The sequence below is a fragment of the Tenericutes bacterium MZ-XQ genome, from assembly GCA_002838205.1.
GTDB lineage: Bacteria > Bacillota_I > Bacilli_A > Acholeplasmatales > Acholeplasmataceae > Mariniplasma.
Map to the genome: position 1 here is coordinate 2,073,465 of CP017950.1, position 26,257 is coordinate 2,099,721.

Below are 26,257 nucleotides of genomic sequence, written 5' to 3' on the forward strand. Positions count from 1 at the left end.
GCCCCACTTACAAAGATCTTTAACTCTATTTTAACATGATAATCTTATAAATGCTTGCATCAAATAAAAAGGCTCAAAACGAGCCTTGTTATCATTTATTTGTTCTATATTTTTCTTTATCTAAATACATTTTTTGATCTGCTCGTTTCACTAAGTCCTTTGGTTTGATGTCTCTATCTTGCTGATATGCTGCAATGCCATAAGATACGCTAAACTGATATGGTCTATCTTTGTTATACGCATCAACCATTTCATTAAAGAGTACTGACTGTTGTTGATATAGCTTATTGGTTACACCGACAAAAATACAGCTAAACTCATCTCCACCGATACGATAACACTTACCCAGTTCCCCAAATGTCTTTTCAATCATCTGATATCCGTCGATTATCATTTGGTCGCCAACATCATGCCCAAAGTTATCATTAATTGTTTTTAAATCATTAAAATCAAAATAAAGCATCTTCAACTGTTTCTTACTTTGAGGATGACTGAATAATAAATCTAAATCTTCTTCAAAAGCGTGTCTGTTTTTACTTCCAGTCAAACGATCAATGTATGCCATTTTTTCTAGTGTTTCTCGTTCGATTCTAATATGATAATTTCTATTAAGAATCATGATATATCTAGAGAAAAGAACAATCATGAATATAACAACTATGCCTTGTACAAAAACAGAAATTAAATCAAAATCTTCAAACAAGAATGAAGCAAACTCCATAAATCCAATGATAGCAAATATAACAAAATATAACATAAAAGTTTTTGTAGCTTGATGTCTTGGATGTCTCTTGAGATTTAACACCAATAAAACAAATACTAATAAAGCTAATAAAATAAGCGATAACTGAGTCAAGATGACACTTTCGAAAAACCCAAGAACATTAAAGTGTTGAAGTAATATAATACCTATAAATAAACTAAATGAATAAACGATGATTCCATGAAAAACTTTTACGTAATCACTTAAAATATTTCTTTTTAAATAAACTGCTATTGGTATAGGTAATAATGCAAGCGCGTAATAAGATAGAGCTCCAATCATATACTGACTATCTACAAAAATCTGTAGTGTTCTTGATTCAGAAATTATCCATAATGACAACACAATTGCAAACAACCCTAAATAGACTACATCATTGTTTTTAATCTTATCGACAAATAAACTAATAAATGATATGATTAAGCCCAAAATTAAAGTTAATAACCCCACCAATAAGCCACGCCCATAATCAATAAAAATATGGGCATTTAAATCGTTGTAAGCACCGTAATAGATTTCATTAACTTTCCCACTCATTGCCTCAAATGGTGTGCTTAAAAAGACTGTCAACTCTAATCCATCACTATCTGCAGGTACTGGAATATAGTGCCATAAACTTGCATAAGGTATACTCGGATTTTCTTCTCTTAAATCATGGGCATAGATGATGTTTCCACCGATTGCTACAACAACATCTTGTAAAGATCCTCTAATTAATAAATATTGCGGGTGTTTAAATGTTTCAGGTAAAATCAAAGAAAAACCATGAGTTTCTCCAGCTTCTAAATTAAAGTCATATGGTAAGTCAAAATAAGTGTTGGTCGCGTGATCCTTCCAACCCTCTGATAATGGATATGCATCTGTAATTTCCAACTTGTGTTCTCCATATTGATACACTAGACCAAGACTTATAAACACACTCAAAATGAGTACACTAATGATGAGGGTCCTATATCTGAAAAAAGTTTTCATAAACACTCCTAAACATTTATTAAAAGTATAAGATAAAATGTTGATTGTGTCAATGCAAATGATAATTAAATAAAGTAAATGATTAGGTTATAAAGTTTTATGCTTATGGTGCCTTGATTTACATACATATAAATATTTATCTGCTCTTTTTTGAACATCAGCAATCCGATCATATTTGTCTAATCGTTTGTTAAATCCAATTGATACACTAACATTTAATCCAAATAGATTTATTTGAGTTAGTTGCTCTTTAATTTGACTCTCAATATCGAAAAGATCTATGTCTTGTTCATAAAGAATAACAAACTCATCTCCACCAATACGGCATACTGTAGCATCACTTGCAATTTTTTCTATGACTTCGCTAACTTTTTGCAATAGTTGATCACCTACATGATGTCCGAAAGTATCATTAAACTTCTTTAAATCATCTACATCTAGTAGCATCAAGCTTATGGGGATATCTTTAGCATCGATTAATTTAATATAATCCTCATAATATCTTCTATTATATAATCCTGTTAAATAGTCATGGTATGAAAGATACTCAATTTCTTTTTGTTTTTCAATGCGTTCTGATATGTCTCTAAATACAATGACTACTCCATCTTCAATGCCGTGAATATCTTCTATAGGTGATGCTGAGTATTCAATAGGAAATTTCTGATTCTTATGATTAACCAATATACCTTGTTTGACTTGAATGCCTTTTTTGGATTTAATCACTTGCAACGCGATATTGCCTAAGCATTTTCCTTCGTTCATATCTTCAACTCTAAAAAACTTATCTAATTTTTTTTCGATAATAACTCGTGATCTTTCTTCAAAAAAAGTTTTAGCGACAGGATTAATCATTGTGATAACCCCTTTTTGATCAGTCGCAATAATGCCATCCCCGACAGAAAATAAAGTTTTTTTAAATGTGTCTCTTTCTAAAGATAGAGTTTCTTCTAATTTTTTTTGGTCAGTGATATCTCTTGCAGTTCCAGAAAATCCTATCGTTTTTCCAGTTTCATCTTTTATAGTTACTGCGTTTGTGCTAAAAAATCTCCAAGATCCATTTTTATGTTTTAATCTATAAGTGGTGATTTCAAGTCGTTTATTTTGTTTGCTAATATCTCTTAAAAATGACCCTAATTGTTTGACATCGTCTGGATGTATATAAGGTACTAAAGATGTATTTAACGCTTCTTCAATGGAATATCCTAACAATCTTTCCCATGCCTTAGAAACAAAGGTTATGTTGTACTCAAGGTCTAGTGTATAAATGATATCATAGCTACTTTCAATTAAATCTTTATATCTTCTCTCACCTTCAGCTAATCTTAATTCTAACTCTTTAGATTCTGTAATATCATGATGAGTTCCCACCATAATCAGTGGTTTTTGATCGCTATCCCAATCGATTACTTTACCACGATCTAATACCCATCTATAACCACCATCTTTGTGCTTCATTCTAAATGTATTTTCATAATATTCTTGTTTCTGATCGATTGAATCTTGAACTGTTCTTAATGCATGCTCTTTATCATCAGGATGTACAAGTTCTTTCCAAGTCTCAATACTTATGGGTGATAACTCTTCTAAAGTATATCCAACAATATCCGCCCATCTTTCATTAAACACAGTATATCCAGTTTTTATATTCCAATACCATGTTGCAGTATTGGTTGCAGTTATATAATCTTGACTATCTTCTACACTTAAATTTAAGTAAGTAAATACTTTTGTTAATTCATCGGCATTGACACTGAATCCTGAAAGTTCAACATGATGGTCAACTTCAGTAATCAGTCCTTTACTAAAATACCAATGATACGTTTCATCTTTATGTTTAAATCTTTGTAAAGTTACAAAATGATTATTCTCAGAATCAATCATAGATGTAATTAACTTTATCATTCGGTTTTGTTCATTTGGATGCCAAATATGTGACCAATCACTAAATGCTCCTCCCAAATCATCATAACCTAATATTTTCTTGCCCTTATCAGAAATAAAAAAACGATCTTTACTCGCATCCCATTTCCAAAATATTATATTTGCCAAATCTATTGTCTTTAATATGAAATCATCTTGTTGTACAACATTTTTTGAATCATCACTCATATTTTCACCATACTTTTGTGATTTAATTTTATCATAGATAACTATACTTTAATTCTTAAGTTTTCCTTAACAAATGCTTCATTTCTTAGATTTTCGGTTAAAATCCATAAAATTCTCTCCTGCAGTTTACTTTTCTTGACAGATGCTTTAAAATAGATGTATACGGAGATGGAGGATTGAATTTATGCCAAGAAGAATAACAGATGTTTGTATTGCATGCGGCGCATGCCAAGCAGAATGTCCTGTTGATTGTATCTCTGAAGGTGATATCTACGTCATAGATGAAGATATTTGCATTGATTGCGGTGCTTGCCAAGAGGTATGTCCAACAGACGCTATTATTGAAGTTTAATAGCTTAAAAAGCAAAAAAACGCCTATACTTCTAGGCGTTTTTTTTATATTTTTGAGCCAGCTTGTTCATCAACAATCACGACCACATTTGGGTGTAATTGTAATATGGATGCTGGTAAATCTTCTGAAACTTCTCCATAAATCATTTTATAAACTGCATCTGCTTTTTCTTTTCCACTAGCCATAAGGATAATTTCTTTACTTCTCATGATGTTCTTAATACCCATTGTAATCGCGTATTTTGGCACTTCATCCAGACTATTAAAAAACCTCATATTATCTCTTCTAGTTTGTTCATCTAACTCAACAATAAATGTCTCATTACCAAAAGGTGTACCAGGTTCATTGAACCCAATGTGACCATTGCTACCAATACCTAATATTTGAATGTCTATATGTTGTTTACTTAAATCTTTATTATAAGCCTCTGCATGACTATCAATATGATTAACATCATTATTCGGTATATGAACATTTTCTAACTTCATATCAACTTTTGAAAAAAGATGATTATGCATATACTGATAATAACTTTGCGGATGATTCCGATCAATGCCAATGTATTCATCTAGATTAAAACTAACGACCTCTTTAAAACTAACGAGGTTTTTTTCGTATGCTTCAATAAGTTTTTCATATAATCTAATCGGTGTGGATCCTGTTGCTAATCCTAAAACTGATTTAGGCTTTTTATTTAATTGTTCTACAAGAATTTCACTTGCTTTTTGACTCACTTCTTCGTAGTTTTTACATCTGATTATTTTCATGTTCTCATCCTATATGTTGTATTTTAATGACTCTCTTATGTTTCCATGATGTTGATCCAACAATTCCTTAATTTTTGATGGATCTTCAATCTTGCTCATGATTGCAAATATGGCATATTTCACAGAACCGTATTTATCTAGATATCTTTGTGCAACATCAGTTCCTACACCAGTAATCTCGGTAACAATTCTTTGAGCTCTTGAGACCAGTTTATCATTACTCATCTGCACATCAACCATTAAATTCTCGTAAACTTTACCTATTTTCACCATAGATGCCGTTGTAATCATATTGCAAATCAATTTTTGGGCAGTTCCACTTTTCATGCGTGTAGAGCCTGTCAAAGGTTCGGCACCAGTAATCGCTTCAATTGGATATGCTGCAACTTTAGCAATTTCAGAATCAAAACTTGTTGTAATACAACCTGTCTTACATCCAATCTTATTGGCATATTCTAAAGCACCCACAACATATGGTGTTCTACCGCTTGCTGCAATACCAATAACAACATCATTCTTATTTAAATGGTGATTTTCTAAATCAAGGACAGCTGCTGCTTTAGAATCTTCAATCCCTTCTATGGCAAGTCTAAGTGCTGTATCCCCACCAGCAATAATTCCAACAACCATATCTTCTGGTACACCAAAAGTTGGAGGGCATTCACTGGCATCTAAAACCCCGATACGTCCCGATGTTCCTGCGCCAATATAAAACAGTCTGCCTCCGTGAGTAAAAGCTTCTGTGACAACTTCTACAACTTCAGATATTTGATCTAAAGCTTTTTCCACAGCTAATGGAACTGTTTTATCCTCATTGTTAATTAAAACTAAAATTTCTTTTGTTGATACGATATCAATGTTCTTAGTCTTGTTGTTTCTTTTTTCAGTACTGATTTTACTAATATCTATCATAAAATCACCCCTTCTTTAGTTTTAAAAGACTTAAATAATAAGCGCCTTTCACAGGACTTTCATCATTTTCATTTAAATCAAAGTCTTTTATACTCATCTTAATTTGTTCTAAAAAATATTTTTTCATTATAGCTGATTTAGTAAGAAATCCGCCTCTTAATGCGATAATCAGTTTTTGTCTATGTTTCATTTTCAAATATGCTCTAATGGTCTGCCTTGCTAAAGTTTTCGCTTCATCCTCTATAAATTTGATAGCTTTTGTATTTCCATTTGAAGCAAGTTGATCTATATATGATGAAATTTTTGCAACTTTGGTTTTTTCATTTGCATATACAAAATCTCTAATTCCAAAATGATGTTTTACATTTAAATGGTCTAGGATTAGTTTACCAAACTCGTCATATGATCCTTTATCTTCATAAACATCAATCACATCTTTTAAGGCTGAAATACTTAAATGATATGCTGAACCTTCATCACCAAGCAAATGACCGTATCCACCAATTTGCTCTAACCTTTGCTCATCACTATACATAACAACGCTACCCGTGCCACCAATCACCATAATGACATTTACATTCATTGTTTTTTTAACATCATATAAAGCAATTAAGACATCGCTTTCTAAGCTGACTTTAGCGTGATACTTTTCTCCTAAAGCGTCTTCAAAAGATGCTTTTTCTCTTATTTTCGAGTATCCAGATATACCAAGTTGAATCCATAACTCATCTGTTTGTTTAAGATCTTTTGTTAAGTGGTCTAAAACATCAAATAAATTTTGAGTTGCTTGGTCATAGTCAATATTAAAATTTGAGAAACCAGATGTATATCTTTTAATCTCGACACCTTCTAGGTTATATAAAACACCTAAGGTTTTGGTGCCCCCACCATCTACACCAATAATATAATTACTCATATTTAACCGGGACCTTTCCTTTTAACTCTAGTTCACCTTTTAAATATTTTAGCAATACTTTCATAGAGTTAGGTGTGTATTCATATAAACACACGTAGTTCTTTATTTTCTTACTATAATAGAGATCATATGGGTTTCTTAAAGAAATTACATGCATCTCTTTGTTTAATTCCGATAGTTTTTCAATAAGTTCAATTTGTTCTTGATACACATTACCATTATAGGTTGTAACCACTAACTGATCATACTGAGTTGCTTGTGTACATACAAGTTCGATATCACTTTGACTTGGTCTAATTGAAAGTTTAATCATATCAAGAGACTTCATGTCTTTTTCTATCATCTCGAACATGTCGTGATGTCCTAATCTTTCATCAGCAATCGTTGTTGCTTTAGGCATAATACCTATAAATAATGCCTTTTCTTTTAGTTTCAAAGGTTCACCTTTAACAAGACTCGCGGCACCTTCAACAACCTTATAACTCAAATCAACTACTTCTTTCTTTAAGATATCTTTTGATATATCTTCATATGTTTCTTCTAAATGAACAGGGTGAACAAACATTTTTTTAAAATCTAGAATACGTTTCACTCTATCGTCTATAACATTTTCATCTATTTTACCGTTAAGTACTGCATCCTTAATATAAGCTAAAGATTCGATTTGCAACGCTCTTGAATGGCAGATACAATAAATATTAACTCCAGCTTCAACTGCCATTAAACTTGCGTTTACAGTACCATAATTGTCAGCAATAGCTTTCATCTGCATACCATCAGTAACAATCAAACCCTCAAACTTAAACTCATTTCTTAGTAAATCCGTTATGACTTCTTTTGATAAAGTTGTTGGAAGGCCATCCTTAGTAAGCGCAGGAAAATCAATATGACTACTCATCATTGCTAATAAACCCTGATCAATCGCTTTTCTAAATGGAACAAATTCAATTTTTTCTAATCTTTCGCGATCATAATCAACTTTAGGCATACCTAAATGCGAGTCGACAACGGTATCTCCATGACCCGGAAAATGCTTTCCTGTAGCGATCACATGGTTTTGCATACCTTTGATATACGCTGAACCATATTCACTAACAACTTTTGGATCATCTGAAAAACTTCTTACACCAATTACTGGATTTTTGGGATTATTGTTCACATCAAGTACAGGCGCAAAATTCATATTCACACCTAATTTTTTTAGTTCATACCCCATATAATCCGCAATTTTATAAGTATCATCAATACTTGCGTTTGCTGCTAAAGTCATTGCACCAGGAAAAAACGTCGCACCTTGCTGAATTCGTGTGACCATACCGCCTTCCTGATCGATACCTATAAATAAAGGTATACCTATATGCTCATAAGCAAGTTTCTGTAATGTTTGATTTAATTGTTTTAATTGTTTTCCACTTGTAATATTTCTAGTAAATAAGATCACATTTCCTGCTTTATATTTTTTGATCATTTCAATAGTTTCATCCGTAACAGATTCGCCATCAAAACCAAACATCAGCAATTGTCCAATCTTTTCTTCTAGTGTCAAGTTTTTAACATCAAATTTATGATTATTCATAGAGGTGATATTGTCCTTTCGTTTCTTTAAATGCATGTGAATCTTCTGCTAACTTCATATATATTTCTTCTAATGATAATCTTTGAGTTCTTAAAAAATCATCACCATTTAATAAATCAATCATTGGATTCATACCTTCTTTATAAGGTGGTAAAAATTTGAATTCTTCGTGCATATTTGCTATATAGTGCAACAACGTAAACCCTGTTTTAATGGGTTTGAATGTCTGATAGTTTGTAACTACAACCTCAATACCTTCACATAAATGATCCTTATGCTTAGAAAATGTTGGTGTGAAATATACTTTTCTAAATTTGACACCTTCTAGGTCTGCATCATTCATTTTATCGATGACTGCATTGCTCTTAAGCCACGGTGCACCAACAAAACTAAATGGTTTTGTTGTCCCTCTACCTTCACTTACATTTGTTCCTTCAAAATAGCATGTTGCTAAATACGTATATGTAGACTCTTTTGTAGGGATATTCGGACTTGGCAAAACCCAAGGAAAATCTAAATGGATAGCATCTAGATCTCTTTGATATCCACTCATTTTAATAACGTCCAAGTCACATCCAATTTCATAGGCATCATTAAACATTATCGCAAGCTCTCCAACGGTAAGACCATATCTTTGAACAAGCGGATAATAGCCAACAAATGAACGATATTTTAAGTCTAAAATATTACCTTCTACTTCAACCCCACCAACAGGATTTGGGCGATCAAAGACAACAAATTTTTTACCGAACTCTTTTGCAGCCATCATAGCATATGCCATGGTATAAATAAATGTATAAAATCTAGATCCTACATCTTGAATATCAAAACATAAGACATCAATATCTTTTAACATATCGTAGCTTGGTTTTTTATTTTGACCATATAATGAATAAACCATACAACCAGTTTCTTCATCTAGGTAATTTTCTAATTTAACACCTGCTTGCAAATCACCACGAACGCCATGTTCAGGCGCATATAACGCAACCAGATCTGTCTTTTCTTTTAAAATGTCAATGGTTGATTTAAAGTTTCTGTCTACGCCAGTCGGATTTGTAATAAGTCCAACCTTTTTACCTTTAAATAAATCTAGATACATATCAATGTTTTCTATACCTACTTTAAACATCACTTTTCACCAACCCTTCAACATAATCAACAATCTTATCAGTAATTAAAGCATTTAACAATATTGGAATAGATAATCCAGCAAAAACGAAGATGAGTTGTGTTATTGGTGTCATAAGGAGCACAAACGGCAAAGCCGTTGTTAACACCAATAACACAGTTCTCAAGAAATACTTTCCAGATAAATAAAACGCTAATTTAAACATTAAAACTACTTTTGCTTTAGGAACAACATACATCACAGCAAGTGTATAAAGTGTTACAATAAATGCGCTAACTAAGAATGCCAGTGTAACATAATATCCTGCCAAATAAAACCATGTAGATTGTTCATTTAATATATCAACATAATATGTTGTATTGATATACCCTAAAACAAGAACAACAATAAAGATAAGTCCAATACCAATCTTTTTACCAATATCCTCTAAGAAGAACTTGAAATAGCCTTTAAATAATTTTTCTTCATCTTTATGAATATAGCAATGAAAAAGTTTATACCCAGCTGCTAAACTTGGATAAATTGTGACAACTAAAAGACTTGTGAAAATCATTAAAATATTAATCATAATGATTCTTATCATCCAGTCAGCAACCGTATTAATTTTTTGATATAAAGACTTTTCGTAAACCATGAAATCTCCTTTTAACCAACGATACCAGTACGTTCGATGGATTCAACAAATTGTTTTTGTACAAATAAATACATAATCAGTAGTGGTAACATCATGAGTAATGCTGATACATTAGAGATGAGTGCTAAGAATACTGGGTTTTCCCAAACATCTTGACCAATTAAATCCAATCCACCTGTATAGAACAATGCAGCATACATATTCTCAGCAGCGTTAATCAATCGCATCGTAAGTAATGGAAATTGCTGTGTACTCACTTCAAAAATCTTAACATAATATGCATCATTCCATTGCCATACAAATGCAAATAAGCCAACTGTAACTAGCGCTCCTCTTGCATTTGGTAGCATAACACTCCAAAATGTTCTAAAGACTCCTGCACCATCAATCATCGCTGATTCTTCTAATTCTTTAGGAAGCCCTTTAAAGAAACTTCTAAAAATATAGATAAATATACCACTTCTAATCCCCATGCCAAGACCACTCATTAAATAAATGGATCCTTCTTTACCAATTAAACCGAGATTTCTAAAATATAAATACTGTGCCAATGATAAAGCTTGTGGTGGGATAACTATTGTCAATATGACTAAAATAAATAATATATTGCTTCCCTTAAATTTAAGTCTTGAAAATGCATATCCTGCAAGAGCAGTTGATGCCATCTGTAAAATCATAGAAATGCCACTTAACTTAAATGAATTAAATACTGCATGTCTATAATCTAAAACAATACTAGCAATTTTTATATTCATAACACTCCAGTTTTCTGGAATCCAGATGACTGCAGGATTATTAACATCTATAGGAGCACGAAGCGCCATTAAGATTTGCTGAATGGTTGGGAACAATATCACAAAACATAAACCAATAAGTAAAATACTTCTTATAAATGTTAAACTAAATTCTTTTGCTTTTCTTGAACGTCTCGCATTTTTCTTTGGATCTTTAATATCCTCAACTACTCCATGATAAGAGGCCTTAAGTTGTTCTAATATATTAGTTTTCATAGTGTGACTCTCCTATCTTAAGAAGTTTTGCAAATGCACCAAGTACAATTAAGATAAGTATAATAACTGCCACATAAATCCATGCCATTGCTGATGATAATCCCCAATTTTGACTGTTTAACTCATCACTAATAATGGTTGAAACTGATGATGTCAAGAATGTATCTACAAGTGCATAAACTGTAACTGTGATAATATGTGGTGTAACATTTGGAAGTGTAATCAACCAGAACATTTCATAAGATGTTGCACCTTCAATCTTAGCTGCCTCGTAAAGATGCTTAGGAATAGACTGGATACTTGCTAAAAATAACAATATAGGTACACCAGCTAAAGCTAAGATATCATAAATACGTTCAATTAATCCCACAATAAATGTAATTAAAAATGGTGCCATACCTGTTTGCAGCAGATAAAATTCTAAATCAAAGATGCGATCGATACCTTGTTGTTCTAATATCGCATTTATTGCTTCTCCTCCACCAACTGCTGAAACTACAGCTGCTGAGTTCAAAATCACAGGCACAAAGAAGATTGCTCTTACAATCGCTCTACCTTTGAATTTCATGTTAAGCAATACAGCAATAAATAAACTGAAGATAAGCAATACAGGTAAATTGATTAATACATCTGTTGTTGTCGTCAATAACTCAACTCTAAATGATGATATCGATGTTACATGTGTATTCATCGCATATCTATAGTTCTCAAACCCAATAAACTCTTTAACGATTTCACCAGCTTGCGGTGTTAAATCAAAGAAACTATATCTTAGCGACTCAATAAATGGTACTAAGAATAATAATAATATGCCTATAGCCCATGGCAATAAGAAAATAATTGCCCAAAATAATTTTTGTTGTTTATAAGTCATTTTTGGTAACTTTATTGGGAGTTTAGGTGTTTTTTTAATGTCTTCCATAAATTAAACCCCCTCTACGACATAACTTAAGCTTGGGATGATATATGCACCCACAGTTACTGATCTTAAGTTATAATTTATTAAAATAGTTAGTCCGTGTGAATAAGTCACTCTGTAAACATTATTTGCTATACGCTCATGGTTAACAAGTGTCCCTTGATGAATACCTAAATCATCTAATTCTTCCACTTGTTGTTCTATAGTGTCTAACCAATTACGATAGTCAGTTGCCATATAATAATTGTACTCAGTATTTAATAGTTCTCTTGAATCATCGTAAGTTAATGTGTATTTTAAATTAGATCCTGTTTCTATATGTTTTAAGAACTGATACTGAACACTTCTATCATTTGCTAAGTTGATACTACTACTTGAATAATCAACAACCCCTGATAATACAAGTTGCAATAACGGAATTTGATCATCAATGATTGAATATAAAGTTGCTTCTACTGGCAACTCAGTGATATAACTTGCACTTTCAAATGCATAATATAAAGGATTGTTTAACATCATTTCTTGATCTATTTGACTCAAGAATCTTTCTTGTAGCCATAATGCATATTGTTGATAAATTGTTTGATTATCCGTGTAATGTCCTGCAATCATAGAGCCCATGAGAGATAGTTCTAGATGATCAAATGTATAATCCTTAATCATACGATTATAAATCGCTTCGTAATATAGAGGATTAATGACATATGCATCTGAGCTATGTTCAAATGGTGTCTCAGAATAAGGTAATCTAGATGGATAATGATAATTGAACATCATTGCATGACTGCCTCGAATTCTACTTGCGGTATATCTAAACTGGTCAAACATCTTATGGTAATCTTTTGCTGTCACTATATTAATGGATTGATATAGATCAATATCTAGTGACTCTAGATATTCTTCTAATGCTTCATAATCTTTTTGTCCACCCAAACTTTTTTCAAAATCAACACGATTATTTAAATCTTGTGATAGACCGCCATTAATTGCACCTTGATAAAGTACATTCATGGCATTTAATCCTTTATCAGATAGTAATCCTATAATCTCTTGAGCTTGATCAAATGTTGTCATAGACTCATTTGTATAATAAGGAACGCCTAAGAAAAACTCTTTGCGATCATAAGCACCGATAAATTCAGTTGTTAAAACTGTTTGAGTCGTTTGATCTTTTTTTGATAATCCATATGTATCTTCAAGATATTCTCTAAATGCTTTAGCGATTCCTACATAACTATTGTCTTGGCCATCTAAAAATTGATACTCTACTGTAAAATCAGTTTGAACAATCTCTTCAGTCCATAAATCTACACCATATTGGTTAAACCCTGAACCGATGACTACCGATTCAACTTCTCTAAATGAAAATGATGTAAATACTTTGTTATATGAATCTATTCTTTCAGAAACGTCAGCGTTTAACCATGCCATTGCATCGCCTTCAGTGATAATGGCTGCAAAACCGCCATGTTCTTTAACCATACCGTAGACTGGCATATTAATTTTTTGTTGTTGTTCTGCCATTTTATACGGTAACTGGGTTAAGTCTTGACCATAGAGACGTTTGTTATAAGCATTTTGGAAATACTTACCGTTGTTAAAGTCAATAACAGCTCCACTACCATCAGGAAGAACGATATATCCTTCTGTAGGATCTCCTAGATCATCTATCGAAACAGCAGTTCCAAATAGTGGATATAACGAAACTTTAGCAATTTTAGTTGCATCATTTTCAACTATAGAATCTCTTAAGATCGTTGTTCTAACACCTTTATCTGTTAATACGATTTCAATTGCGATCTCAAATCTAACTTTTTCAAATTTTTCAAAGTATCCATAAGACTCGTTTTCTTCAATTGCTCTTTCTCTTGTGTAATCCATTTCATTATAGAAGATATCGTAAAGTCTTCTTTTTACAAGTGTACTTAGCTCTTTGTATTTAACAATCTCATATAATTCTCTTTCTTCGTCATATCCTGTATAAGCAATACGATTTAATATATCAAATTGATCCATACTTTCCATGACATCTTTTGGTAGATATTTAGGGAAATATAAATAATCTACTTCTAAATCTTCAATAACATATTTAACTTGTACACCATGATCAACATATTTTATACCAAAGGTTCTTTCACCTTCATCATTTAAAACACTTCCTGGATGATAAATACTATACTTATAATTATTAATGGTTGTTAAAGAACCTGATCGATTAAAATACTGAATCTCTAGAGTAGATTTTTGTTTTTCAATAGCTGAATTTGTTATTTGCTTAGTCGGTATATCATTCCAAGGATCTTCTATATCTGGATTAGACAAATAAACTTCACCATTTCGTAAATCAACAACCTTAAAATATGATGTGGTTTCATCAATATACAATTCAAAATCATCATTAGACGCTACGAGTCTATTTATGTTTGATAAATCGTTAGCATCAGTAAAATTACTTGGATCATATGCTCTAACTTGATGTTCAACCATACTGGATGCCTTCATATTAAAAGCAAATATGTATGTGACAACGATACCGATGATTAAAATAAGCGCGATAATCTTTTTCATACACACCACCTCTAATATCTCAGATTTAATTCTTCATATATTGAAGCTACGAACTCAATAAATTGTTGAATTAAATCGAAAAATAACAAACCAAAAAACATCATGACTGCCATTGCAACCACAGTTAATATAAATGCGACGATCGTTTTTCCTAAACCATATTGATGAATGTTTAAAACACCCATGAATAACATCCATGCCGTTAGTCCATATGCAATGCCCATTAACAATTGATAAAATGCCATTTCTTCCATAGTTAAGAAATTAGATAATATTACACTTGGATACCCAATGATAATCAGTGGGAATAGTGCATATCCAGTCGTCATCACGATTTCTTTAAAACTACCTTTACCTTCCATGAGTGTTGTTACTGACCAATTACCGATTGTAAATAAGCCCAACAACAATACCACAGAGAATATTTCTTGAAGGCTATTAAGCATTAACGGATTTCTCTCGTTAATCAAAAAACCTTCGTTTTGATAAGTGAATATTCTGAAAAATGCATAAAGTGCGATAAAAATTAATGCAACACTCATCTTGCCTTTTTTATATCTCTTAAATTCATCATATCCATCAAATGGATGTAGCATGATGTACTTTGGAAACTTGATAAAATCAAACCAAATACGTTTAAGTTTAGTCTTCATATAGTATGCTACCTCCCTTTTTGTATGTTGATCTGATCTTAAAGCCTATGAACAAGCCTGCTGTTAATACAATACCACCAGCAATCCATCCAAAATTAGCTTTTAAAATCTCGTTTCGATATGCTTGATAAGCTTTTGAATAATAGTAGCGATCATGCCCTAAATTGAAGTATTCAACAGCTGTTTTATATTCACCTTCTCGTAAATAATATTTACCGATACCATTATAAGCAATTTCATAATTTGTATTTAGCACTAATACTTTCGCCCATAATTCAGCAGCTTTTTCAAACTCACCATTTGTGTGATGCATAATTGCTTGATTAACTTTTGAACCAAAATCAGTAAGTTGATAAACGATGACTGTTCTAGATTTCCTATCTAAAACTAAAAGTTCATCGCCTAAATACGCTAATGATACACCTTCAGAGAATTTATCTGATTGCGCACCTTCATCCCCATTGATATAAAGTAAATTACCTTCACTATCATATGTGAAAAGTCTTGAGCGTTTTTGATCTAAAACAGTATAAATACCATGATCTGTATAAGCTATATCAACTAAATCACTTGGCCCATCAATAACATAGTTGTTCATACCTTCAATATAATGAATATCCCCCATTGGTGGATGGTATCCTCTTGGATTTAACACATCAACGCCTTTTGGATTTATCAACTGAATCATGTTTTCAGCATTTTCTTCTGAAGGTTTAGATGTTGCGTAGATGAAGTTTTTTTCATCCATAACAACATTTGTATATTCAGTAGGTAAATATAATTGAAGTTGAGCAAGTTGTTCTTCTGTCATAATTGATCTTTGAAAGATTTCGATAGGGTTTAGTGACACTGGGTTTACCCCAGTATATCTATTAAAACTACCATCACTATCAAGTTCAAGTATACCTTCATAAACATTTCTAGCAACCACATACATTCTTTCTGAACTATCGACAGTAATCTTTCGTGGTTCAAAATTGATCTCATCAAATGTTGCATCTTCAATATCACTAAACAATCCGACAACTTCAAAATCGTGATTTAACTTAACGATTCTAAAGTTACCACTATCAGCAATATAAATACCCGTTTCATTGATATCCACACCATAAGGTGATTTTAATGTCACTTCAGTAACAACCTCCAACCCTTGATCAAGCATTTGCTGTTGATACTCAGCGCTTGTAGTAAATAATGAGTATTCTGAATCTAGTTGAAAATTATCATCGACTATAATCAATGCATTTTTTCCTGAATCAACCATATAAATCATATCATCATAAACCACTATATCTTCAGGCGATGTTAAGGATGTTCCTATAGTGTTTCCATTAAAATATGTTGCAAAGTTCATACCTGGTGCAGAATGAATGACATCACCATAATATGAGTAATTGTATCTTAATGCAGAAAGTTGTATAGGTAATGTGAACAACATCGAAAATATCATAAATAATTTCATATCATCACGCTCCTATTTCATTCCAGAATGACTGAACGTTTCAACAATTCTAGATTGTGAGAAGATAAAGAATGTTACAGGCACTATCATCATAATGAAAGAGACTGCAGCAATCGTACCAGCACGTTCGATCGTTCCTTGTGCAATTTGTCTTAAAGCATAACTAACAGGTTTTAATTCTTCACTAAAAATAAATGATCCACCATCAGTAATCCATAGTCTTTGGAATAGTAAGATGATGAGTGTTAACCACGCAGGTTTAACCAGTGGCATCACAATTTGGAAGAAAATACGATACTCGCTTGCGCCATCAATTTTCGCGCTTTCAATTAACTCCATTGGAATTTGCTCCATAAATTGCTTCATAAGGTATAAACCTAATGATGAAGCTATTGCAGGAAATATAATCGCCATTGGTGTATCTACTAAACCAATCCATGAAACAATAATATAGTTAGGTGTAGCAGTAACTTGAGGTGCGAACATCAATGAATATACAACAAGTGTAAAAATAATTGTTCTTCCAGGAAATTTATATTTAGCTAAAGGAAATGCAGCCATAGAAGCAATTAAAACATGTCCTAAAGTTCCTGTTACAGTAATTAAAATGGTATTAAAGAAATATCTTGTAAACGGAATCCATGAATTGCTCATCAACTCCGATAAATCTCTAAAGTTGTCAAATGTAATATTTCTTGGTAATAATCTAGGTGGGAATAAGAATAACTCATCTAGAGGTTTAAATGCATTAGACGCAGTCATAATGAGTGGAAATGCACTGAATGCACCAAATATCAATAATACAATAAACAGTGTAATATCTCCAGCTTTAGAACGATTAATTCTTTTCTTCTTACGATACTTTCTGTTTTTTATTTGCTCAATAATCTGTTGCATATTATTCACCCACCTTTCTTAAGATAGAGCGAACAACAATATTCGCAGTCATCATGATTAAGAATAATAATGTTGCAATCGCTGATGCATACCCTAAATCAAAACGAGTTGACCCGTAATCAATTAAGTGGGTTACAATTGTATGTCCCGCATACTGAATAGACGGGAAACCTACCAGTTGCATCGATACTTCTGCAATTGCTAATGATGTTGTAATTTGCATCACAGCACCAAATAGTAGTTGTGGTTTCATTGATGGCAATGTAATATACCATAGTTCTTGCCAACGGTTTCTAATACCATCGATTGCGCCTGCTTCATATAGTGTTTTATCAACACTTTGAAGCCCTGCAATAAATGCTAAGAAAGAAACACCTAAACTCAACCATAATTGTACTAAGATGATCACACCTAGCATATAGTCAGGATCTTTTAACCACAAAATCGGATTATCAATAAATCCTAAGTTCATTAATATAGCATTGGCATATCCATGAACATCCCCAGAGAAAATTAATAACCAAATCAAAAATGCATTACCTGAAATCGATGGTGCATAAAAGATTAAAGTCATAAATGCTCTTAGTTTAGGTTTAAGTTCATTGATCAACCAAGCAAATACAAACGCAAGTAAATAACTTACAGGTCCTGTGACTACCGCAAGTATTAACGTATTTTTTAAAGCGATGATGAACACATCATCATCAAGTAATAACTTCGCATAATTATCTAAACCAATAAATCTTGGTGTTTCTAATAAATTAAAGTAAGTAAAACTAATCCCCAGCGACATAAACACTGGTATAATCGTAAAAGTTAAAAACAAGATAACATATGGAGCCATTAATATATAATTATGCTTATTTTGTTTTACTTCTTTCCATAAAAGCTGTCTTTTCAGCTTCATGTCAATCTTTGATTGCATATTAATGCCTCCTTTCTTAATCTAAACCGAATTCTCTTCTTTTCTTTTCAATCTCATCATTAATCACTTGAACATAATCATAAATGGTTTCTCTTGGATTAGCAAACTCATCAATAACAAGTCTAAATGCGTTATCTAAATGTCTACCTGTCATGTATCCACCTGGAACTTCAGGAATACCGCGAACCCATTGCCATTGTTCATAAAGTTTTCGATATTCTTCAACTGTCCAAGGTAGCTGAGCAAGTGCATCGACATTAGCTGTTGGATATCTTGCTGCTGCTCCTAAGATACCTTCCATTTCACGTCCAAATTGAACTTGCACTTCTGTGCTTGTCCACCATTTTAAATATTCCCATGAAGCATCTTTTTTAGAAGATTGATCCATAATCATAACACCTGTGTTCGTTGATACAGTTTCTCTTCTGATTTGTGATTGTCCAAACTCATCGATATATTCTGTACCTGGAACTGATGAAAAATCCCATTTACCTCTAATTTCAGGTGCAAACACACTTAAAGTATTGTAAATATTGTAATATGTAACCCCAATAGGCATTTGCCCACTTCTAAATCTATTTACGAAGTTTGCTTCTACAGGGAATGAATAATCTGTATAAAATCTTGTCCATGTTTCAAAAACTTCAGGTCCCATACCTTCATTAAATCCACTTTCTGTATTACCATTAATATAGAATTCTCCATCATTTTGATAGAACATAGTGGAAAAGATTGGGTTTGAAGGTAAGTTAACAATATTACCTTGAGTAATTGGAACTGGCAAGTAAAACTCTAAATTATGTTTTTGAAGATCTGGAATCATTGAAATCACGTCATCCCATGTTTGTGGAACTTCTAATTCAATCTCTTCAAAAATATCCGTTCTATAGAACATCATTAAGAAAATTTGTTGTTCAGGTAGAGCATAATAACCACCTTCATGCTCAAAGCCTACCATTGAACTATCCATAAAACGATCTTTGACATCTGCAAAATCAGCAAACTTAGACAAATCATAAACTGCGTTTCTCATCGCATAATTCACTGGAATATTATATGTAACACCCATTGCAACATCAGGTCCTTCACCTGCTAGAGTAGCCGGTAGTAGAACTGCACCGTTTACAAGTTTTAAATCAACTTGTATGCCAGTTTCTGATGTAAATGATTCATCAATGAGTTTTCTCAAAATGTTTGCTTGATCCTTACCTACAGATAACCAAACTTCGATGGTTTCGTTGATTTCACCTGTATCTGTTTGTCCAATTGCGGTGTAATCAGTAGTGAAACTTGCGAAAAATGACTGTATGCTAAAGATAGTTCGTTTGAACCATGATGCTTTATTCTGTGGAAGTTTTGCATCAGGTGCGTGGAGTACAAAATAATCAATTTCTAAAGGTTGTTCAGATAGTAAAATAACTAACGTACCCAGTGAAGATATATTTGCACTATATGTAGATAAATTTTTATGAATTTCTCTTGGTTTTTCTACAAAATCATCAAGCTGTAAAATCACTGTATCTAAGATACCTGTTTTCTCGCTTTTTGATCCAGAAATTTCAATGATTCTTTGTCTTATATTAGATAAATTAACTCTTTCGTTATCCAATCTTTCGACCAAACGATCAACTCTTGTGACTAACTCATAATCACGATATGGATCTGGTTCGGGTCCTGTATATACTAAGATTTCTCTATATAGTTTATTTAAATTGTTAATTGAGTTTTGAATTTGTGCGATTAAAGGACCATATTCTCCAAGTGACACTTCCATTGAAAGTTCATGAGTTCCTGCTTCTAAATAAAATAAATATGGTTCTTCCAATGTACCAATGGTTTGAATGCGCCAATCGTTTGAAAATGGAAATTGATAATTTTCCATTTCTGCAAATGGAATTTCACCATCGATGTAGATATTTCTACTAACATTCATACCAGAGGCAAGTTTTTGTTTAACTCTCATACTTATTGCATATAACCCTGATGTTTCAACATCTATTGTCCATGTCATTTGATCTCCAGAGACTCTCCAATTAGCTCCACCGATTGTGTTTAACTTAATCAATGAAGGATGACTCGGCATCGTCAGTGGACTCGTACGATCGTTTAATGGATATAAGGTTGGTGATGATGTATAAGATACATCTTCTGCTTGAATCATTATGTTCTCTTGGTTAATCACTTGATAGTTCATATCTTGATACATTTCATATACTTCTTCATAAGATTTAATTTGCTTCACAGATAGAAGTTCGATTGTATCAATTAACAATGGTTCTCTTACAGATTCTATAGTGATACTATTTGTGCCTTCTTCGAAATAAAATTGATACGGTTCATTGACATACCCTATAGAGTCTTTAACAAAATCATTTGTCCAAAATGGTGTTTCAATTTGACTTGGTCTAATATCATTACCATGAATATCCACTTCAGGTTGTCCCTCAGATGCCCACAGACGATGAAAAACAATGTTACTTGCTCCTGTAAATGGAACTTCACCATTGATATAAATTGTACGTTCAACTGATGAACTTTTCCCTTCATATGGGAAATAATTTACTTTAATATTATAAAAACCCGCTTCAGCAACTTCAACATTCCATGTTACTGAACCACTCTCTTTTGTTAAAAGTGGACTTGAGACACCTTCATATACATCTAATATTTCTTGTTCGCCTTCAATACTTGAATAGCTAGAAGCATTAATTGTAATGATTTTATTTTCAGGATAGTCTTGAGGTTTATTGGAAACATAACTGAAATAAGCTTCAGCATCATATTCGCCAAGCACTGAAGGATCCACCTCACTTACAGGTTCTCTATTATAATCCAAATAGTTCTTTTGTGCTCTAGCCACGAGACTATCAATAATTGCATACACCGTCACTAACAACACAATCGATAATGTTATAATAAGAAATTTTTTCATTACAATCCACTCCTTTGAAATATCCCCCTTTATGATAAAGGGGGATTGACTTCATTTTTTTTATATCAGGTTAAATAATCCTCTAAAGCAGTTTCATAAATCGGTTTAATACGATCCATGTTTGTTCTTGCAGTACCTTCTCTAATACCTGCATTAATATTAGAACGCCATCCGTTTTCACCATAAGCACTAATACCAATTGCATTAATTAGTTCTAAATATATCTTGTCATAAATAGCTAAGTAAGCTTCAACATATAATTCATCATCAAACTTAGTCAACAATGTAAGTTCAAACTCATCTTTTAATTCTTGTTCAGTCTTCCATAGTTGAAGTTCGTTCCAAACTTGGAATACTAATTCTTCTTTTTCTGGAGTCATACCACTAGCAATGTTATAAACGGCAACACCAGATACTGGTGATACATACTCTCCACCACTAGTCTTAAATGCGTCTGACATTGGATAAGGAACAAATCCTAGTTCAAATGCTAATCCACCCCATCTATTATCAGCAGTTACAAACCATAAACTACCTGGATGCATAGCAACTTTACCAGTTTGCCATAATGGTGAACCTGCATCATATTGTCCTGATGGTTCAAATAAACCTTGAGTCCATAAATCACTTAAGAATGTATAAGTTTCTAATGCTGGTGTTTGAGCAAACGATACTCTACCAGTTGTTGCATTAATTAAACTACCGCCATTAAGTGGTACCATTGATTCTGCATAAGCACTTGGTACGCCACCTAAAGCATATAAATCTTCGCCTTGAGCAGATAGTGCAGTTTGCACTTCAGTTGCCCATGCTTCAAATCTATCCCATGTCCATAATCCATCTAAATATAATTGAGAAGGATTTTCAACACCTAAACTTGCGACTAAATCAGCGTTATAATATAAGCCAACATCAACGGTTAAATTGTTAGCACCAAAACCATATACATGATTCATATATGAACCAACTTCAATAAAGTCTTCGTGAATATTTGCGCCATGTGTACTCATGTATTGGTCAACAGGAACAATTGCATTTCCATCAGCTAATTGTTGAATCCAGTCACTTGTTGTCCAGTATATATCTGCAAGTGGATCTCCAGCAACAGAAGCATTAATAATTGCTGTAACTCTTGAAGGGCCCCATGCAGCACTCGCTGGATAAGCTTGATATTTAACAATTACGTTTAATTCTTCTTCAACAGCTCTTTGTCTAGCTTGTCTAGCTTGTTGTTCAGTACCACTAAAATCTGGGTGGAATGGGTCAACTTCATAAGGTGCACCATGCATAATCACGATTTCAGTTGGATCAGCAACTTGATTATCTTCTTCAACTACGATTTGTCTAGTTGCTTTTACTTCTTTTCCATTGCTATCTACAACTGTATAAGTAAGTGTATAAGTTCCTGGTGTACTTGTGTCTACTGCTCCTGTAACTGTAATTGTTGAAGTGATATCTCCATTTACAGTATCTGTAGCTGTAACACCTTCAAGTGGATTGAATACAGAACCAAATGCAATTGTTTTATTTGCAACTCCAGCAAATGAAGCTGTAGCATTAGGGTCTGGATTTACAGTGACTTCTCTAGTTACAGTAACTTCATTGCCATCACTACCAGTAACTTTGTAAGTTAGTGTATATGTACCAGGCGTATTTGTGTCCACTTCACCAGTAACTGTGATTGCTGAAGTAATATCTCCATCAACTCTGTCAGTTGCTGTTATGCCATCTAGTGGATCAAAATCTGATTCAAATTCTATTGTAATATCAGTTGCACCAAGAATTGACGCTGTATCAGTTGGATCTACTGGATCTTCAGGATCACCACAAGCAACAAGCCCAAATGCAAAAGCTAATATTAGTAATAAACTAAATACTTTTTTCATTTCATAACCTCTCTTTTCATTATTATAATTTATTTATTTTTTCAAACTCTATTTACATGTTAATTATACTATTTTTTGCCCATCATTTATAGGCTAAACAGCCATATTTTCAAATATGAAAAATAATTTTCAAAGCGTTTACATCACGTGAAAAATAAACTCTTGATAGATAAAGCGCCCGATATAAATTATCGGGCACTTTTTTATAGATTGTTTATCTAATGATTAAGTTAATTATTTTGCTTATCCTCTTTTTCTAATAAAGAATATAGCAGCAGCACCAAGTATTAAACTAAATGTAACAAAGATTGCACTTGTACCAGTGATTGCAGATCCACAACCAGTATCTTCTGGAAGTGATGCATCAATCAATGCTTGAATTTGAGCTTCTGTAATAACGCCAGCGTCAATTAAATCTTGAACGTCTTCTTCAGAAAGAACGTTTGCTTCAATTAATGCTAATACGTCAGCTTCTGCAAGTACGTTCGCTTCAATTAATGTTATAACATCTGCTGATGATAAAGTGTTTTCTTCAATTAACGCTTCTACATCTGCTTCAGTAAGCATAGCTTCTTTAACGACTACGTTAAATGATTGAACATCTGTATGACCTGCAGCATCTTCTACAGTTACTTCAACTGTGTAAGTACCTGGAGTAGTCACATTTAATCCACCATTGTTAGAAACATACATAACTAAGTCATCTTGAGCATCAGTGAAGTCATAAGCAACAACGTTAGCTAAGATAGCGTTATTTACGTTTGAATATTCACCAGCATAAATTGAATAGTTTTGATTAACAACCATTAAAATTGGAGCTGTCATATCATCAACTGTTAAGATATAGCTGTCAGTTGTAACGATGTCATAACTGAAATCATCTGTACCTGGCTCAAAAGTGATTGGATCACCAAATGCTAAATTGGCAGCTCTTAATCTTGGAGCTTCAACTGAACCATGAGCAGTAACGATGAATTCGCCTTCTTCTAAAGTCATAGCTGCTTGCCATGCAGTAAATAATTCTAAACTACCTACAACAGTTCCTGTTGATGTTGTATGTTCCCAGTTATATCTATCATATCTTTCCATCATAGTTCCATCAGCAGCAACTTTAACTATTACTGATCCCCAACCTGATCCAATACCACGGAAAATTTCAGCATCAGTAAACACCATTGGTGCAGCATGAAGGTTAGTTGCAATATCTCTATTCACATCTAACTCTGGATCTAAATCAATAACTTCACCATTAATAGTTACAGCAGTTTGAATACCAGGAATAAATACGTTATGCGTAAATTCTAAGTCAATTTGATATTCACCTGGGAATGGGTTATAAACATTTAATTCTGCAGGATGTGTAACTTCGATAGAAGATGTTTTATCATTTCCATAACCATCATCAGCAGTAATACCTTCTAATAAATCAATAGCAATACTTTGATTGATGAATCGATCTTCAACGCCAGCAAATCTTGGAGGCATAACACCAATAACAACGTCAACAACTACTTCTGTTTCATCGCCTTCTGGAGTTACAGCTTGATAAATCGCTTGATAACCAGCACCGAATTCACTTGCATCAACAGTTGTTACAGCAGCACTAGGTGTATAAGCATCTGTACCACTATCATAAGTGAAGTTAATTGTTTCTAGAACAACTTCATCTCTAACGATATCAACTACATAATCAAGTTTTTCTTCGTTGTTAATGATTGCGCCTGTATCATCTAACATATCTAACCATTCAACTGAAACTGTATTTGATAAATCAAATGTTCCATTGTATTCTACAACAATGTTTACACCTGGTGTAACAGCATCGTCATCTAAATCAGTTAAGCCATCAAATGCAGCTGGTTGGTGAGTATATTCAGAAACCATTGGATCTACTGTTTCACTAGTCATAATTGCTGGAAGAGCCTTAATGAAATCTAAATTTTTAGCATTACCAGTTCTATCTAGGTAAGCAAAACTCATGACTGTCCATCCTGAAGGTAAGATAATGTCAACTGGGTTGCTATCAATTACACTTGACCAAGCACTTTCAGGATCTAAAGCTATGTCAACTCCATCTGCGATCATTTCAACAAACTTAAGTCTTTCTAATACATAGCCATCACTATCTGTATCATCTAACTTCATTCTGATGTTATCTACAACAGTGTTAGGTGTTTCTGTAGCTGGATCAGAAGCAGCATCATAAGCATCTATTTCTGTTTGAGTAGCTAATCTCCAATCAGGAGCAACTTCTGTACCATCGTTATGAATGTAATAAGTGTTTACAGCATCTTCATACATTTGAAGAACACCATTTTCATCAAAATGTAAGAATACATCATGTCTAGCACCTGAGTATAAGTCCATTCTGTTCTTATCTCCACTATCCACCTTTAACTCAGCAGTTTCAGCTGTATTGTTTATGATTGTAGAACCGAATGATGACCAAGAAATACCAGTCATTTCTAGCATTGTAAAATTACCATTGCTATCATCATCACTAAAATCAGATACATATCTCACTGAACCTCTTACTGAATGATATCTATGTCCACCATAAGTAAACGTCCAGTTAGCTGTACCCACTCTTGTACCTAAACATGAATCTGATGTTGTCAAACATCCAGGTTGGTCATATGGATACAAATCAATAATTTCATCTTCTGCATATGCACGGCTTCCCGCTAATAGCAGAAATGAAGCAAAACCTAGTAATAAAAATACTACAATTTTTTTCATTTATTTTCCTCCTATTTTATAATTAAACTTTCAACATCATTTTATATCTTAATGAAAACGCTGTCAACGCTGTGCTAGCATTTACATTAGTAAAGCCTTATTTTTGCATATCTTGAATATTTTTTTCAAT

General features: G+C 32.9%; 19 protein-coding genes. 1 reads left to right on the forward strand and 18 read right to left on the reverse strand.

Going from position 1 to position 26,257, the window contains the following annotated elements; translation table 11 throughout:
• Positions 1 to 91 precede the first annotated feature (91 nt).
• Both BK011_10175 and BK011_10180 read right to left on the reverse strand, forming a co-directional pair.
• Complete coding sequence (locus tag BK011_10175) at positions 92 to 1,735, reverse strand: hypothetical protein (GenBank protein ID AUD66037.1); 1,644 nt, start codon at positions 1,733 to 1,735, stop codon at positions 92 to 94.
• 87 nt (positions 1,736 to 1,822) lie between these two features.
• Positions 1,823 to 3,847 (reverse strand): hypothetical protein, encoded by a 2,025-nt coding sequence (locus BK011_10180; protein ID AUD66038.1) that lies wholly within the window; start codon positions 3,845 to 3,847, stop codon positions 1,823 to 1,825.
• Between the two features lie 184 nt (positions 3,848 to 4,031).
• On the opposite strand from BK011_10180, the gene BK011_10185 reads away from it, so the two are divergent.
• Positions 4,032 to 4,199, forward strand: coding sequence for a ferredoxin (locus BK011_10185; GenBank protein AUD66039.1), 168 nt, complete (start codon positions 4,032 to 4,034; stop codon positions 4,197 to 4,199).
• A gap of 44 nt (positions 4,200 to 4,243) precedes the next feature.
• On the opposite strand, the gene BK011_10190 is transcribed toward BK011_10185, so the two are convergent.
• The 16 genes from BK011_10190 to BK011_10265 all read right to left on the reverse strand — a co-directional run bounded on the left by BK011_10190 (position 4,244) and on the right by BK011_10265 (position 26,127).
• Entirely contained in the window at positions 4,244 to 4,966 is a 723-nt protein-coding gene (locus BK011_10190; GenBank protein AUD66040.1) for a glucosamine-6-phosphate deaminase, read from the reverse strand.
• A gap of 9 nt (positions 4,967 to 4,975) precedes the next feature.
• Complete coding sequence (locus BK011_10195) at positions 4,976 to 5,878, reverse strand: N-acetylmuramic acid 6-phosphate etherase (protein AUD66041.1); 903 nt, start codon at positions 5,876 to 5,878, stop codon at positions 4,976 to 4,978.
• A 4-nt stretch (positions 5,879 to 5,882) separates the two neighbouring features.
• Positions 5,883 to 6,794: a hypothetical protein gene (locus tag BK011_10200; GenBank protein ID AUD66042.1), complete on the reverse strand. Its 912-nt coding sequence runs from the start codon at positions 6,792 to 6,794 to the stop codon at positions 5,883 to 5,885.
• The gene (locus BK011_10205; GenBank protein AUD66191.1) at positions 6,787 to 8,370 is read right to left on the reverse strand and encodes a glycoside hydrolase family 3; all 1,584 of its coding nucleotides are present in this window, start codon (positions 8,368 to 8,370) and stop codon (positions 6,787 to 6,789) included. Before BK011_10205 ends, BK011_10200 begins: the two co-directional genes overlap by 8 nt.
• Positions 8,363 to 9,502 carry a hypothetical protein gene (locus tag BK011_10210; protein AUD66043.1) on the reverse strand — a complete coding sequence of 380 codons (1,140 nt, stop codon included), beginning with the start codon at positions 9,500 to 9,502 and terminating at the stop codon, positions 8,363 to 8,365. The genes BK011_10205 and BK011_10210 overlap by 8 nt, the downstream gene beginning before the upstream one ends.
• A complete protein-coding gene (locus BK011_10215; protein AUD66044.1) occupies positions 9,495 to 10,136 on the reverse strand; it encodes a hypothetical protein in 642 nt (213 codons plus the stop codon). Before BK011_10215 ends, BK011_10210 begins: the two co-directional genes overlap by 8 nt.
• An 11-nt stretch (positions 10,137 to 10,147) precedes the next feature.
• Positions 10,148 to 11,089 carry an ABC transporter permease gene (locus BK011_10220; GenBank protein AUD66192.1) on the reverse strand — a complete coding sequence of 314 codons (942 nt, stop codon included), beginning with the start codon at positions 11,087 to 11,089 and terminating at the stop codon, positions 10,148 to 10,150.
• 46 nt (positions 11,090 to 11,135) lie between these two features.
• Positions 11,136 to 12,068 (reverse strand): hypothetical protein, encoded by a 933-nt coding sequence (locus tag BK011_10225; GenBank protein ID AUD66045.1) that lies wholly within the window; start codon positions 12,066 to 12,068, stop codon positions 11,136 to 11,138.
• A 3-nt stretch (positions 12,069 to 12,071) separates the two neighbouring features.
• Positions 12,072 to 14,633, reverse strand: coding sequence for a hypothetical protein (locus BK011_10230; protein ID AUD66046.1), 2,562 nt, complete (start codon positions 14,631 to 14,633; stop codon positions 12,072 to 12,074).
• Between the two features lie 11 nt (positions 14,634 to 14,644).
• Entirely contained in the window at positions 14,645 to 15,265 is a 621-nt protein-coding gene (locus tag BK011_10235; protein AUD66193.1) for a hypothetical protein, read from the reverse strand.
• Positions 15,266 to 15,275: 10 nt separating this feature from the next.
• Positions 15,276 to 16,748, reverse strand: a complete 1,473-nt coding sequence (locus BK011_10240; GenBank protein AUD66047.1) for a hypothetical protein — start codon at positions 16,746 to 16,748, stop codon at positions 15,276 to 15,278.
• Between the two features lie 12 nt (positions 16,749 to 16,760).
• Entirely contained in the window at positions 16,761 to 17,645 is an 885-nt protein-coding gene (locus BK011_10245; GenBank protein AUD66048.1) for an ABC transporter permease, read from the reverse strand.
• 1 nt (position 17,646) lies between these two features.
• Positions 17,647 to 18,570: an ABC transporter permease gene (locus BK011_10250; GenBank protein AUD66049.1), complete on the reverse strand. Its 924-nt coding sequence runs from the start codon at positions 18,568 to 18,570 to the stop codon at positions 17,647 to 17,649.
• A 16-nt stretch (positions 18,571 to 18,586) separates the two neighbouring features.
• The gene (locus tag BK011_10255; protein AUD66050.1) at positions 18,587 to 21,502 is read right to left on the reverse strand and encodes an ABC transporter substrate-binding protein; all 2,916 of its coding nucleotides are present in this window, start codon (positions 21,500 to 21,502) and stop codon (positions 18,587 to 18,589) included.
• A 65-nt stretch (positions 21,503 to 21,567) separates the two neighbouring features.
• Complete coding sequence (locus BK011_10260) at positions 21,568 to 23,388, reverse strand: hypothetical protein (protein ID AUD66051.1); 1,821 nt, start codon at positions 23,386 to 23,388, stop codon at positions 21,568 to 21,570.
• A gap of 243 nt (positions 23,389 to 23,631) precedes the next feature.
• Positions 23,632 to 26,127 carry a hypothetical protein gene (locus BK011_10265; protein ID AUD66052.1) on the reverse strand — a complete coding sequence of 832 codons (2,496 nt, stop codon included), beginning with the start codon at positions 26,125 to 26,127 and terminating at the stop codon, positions 23,632 to 23,634.
• Positions 26,128 to 26,257: the final 130 nt, after the last annotated feature.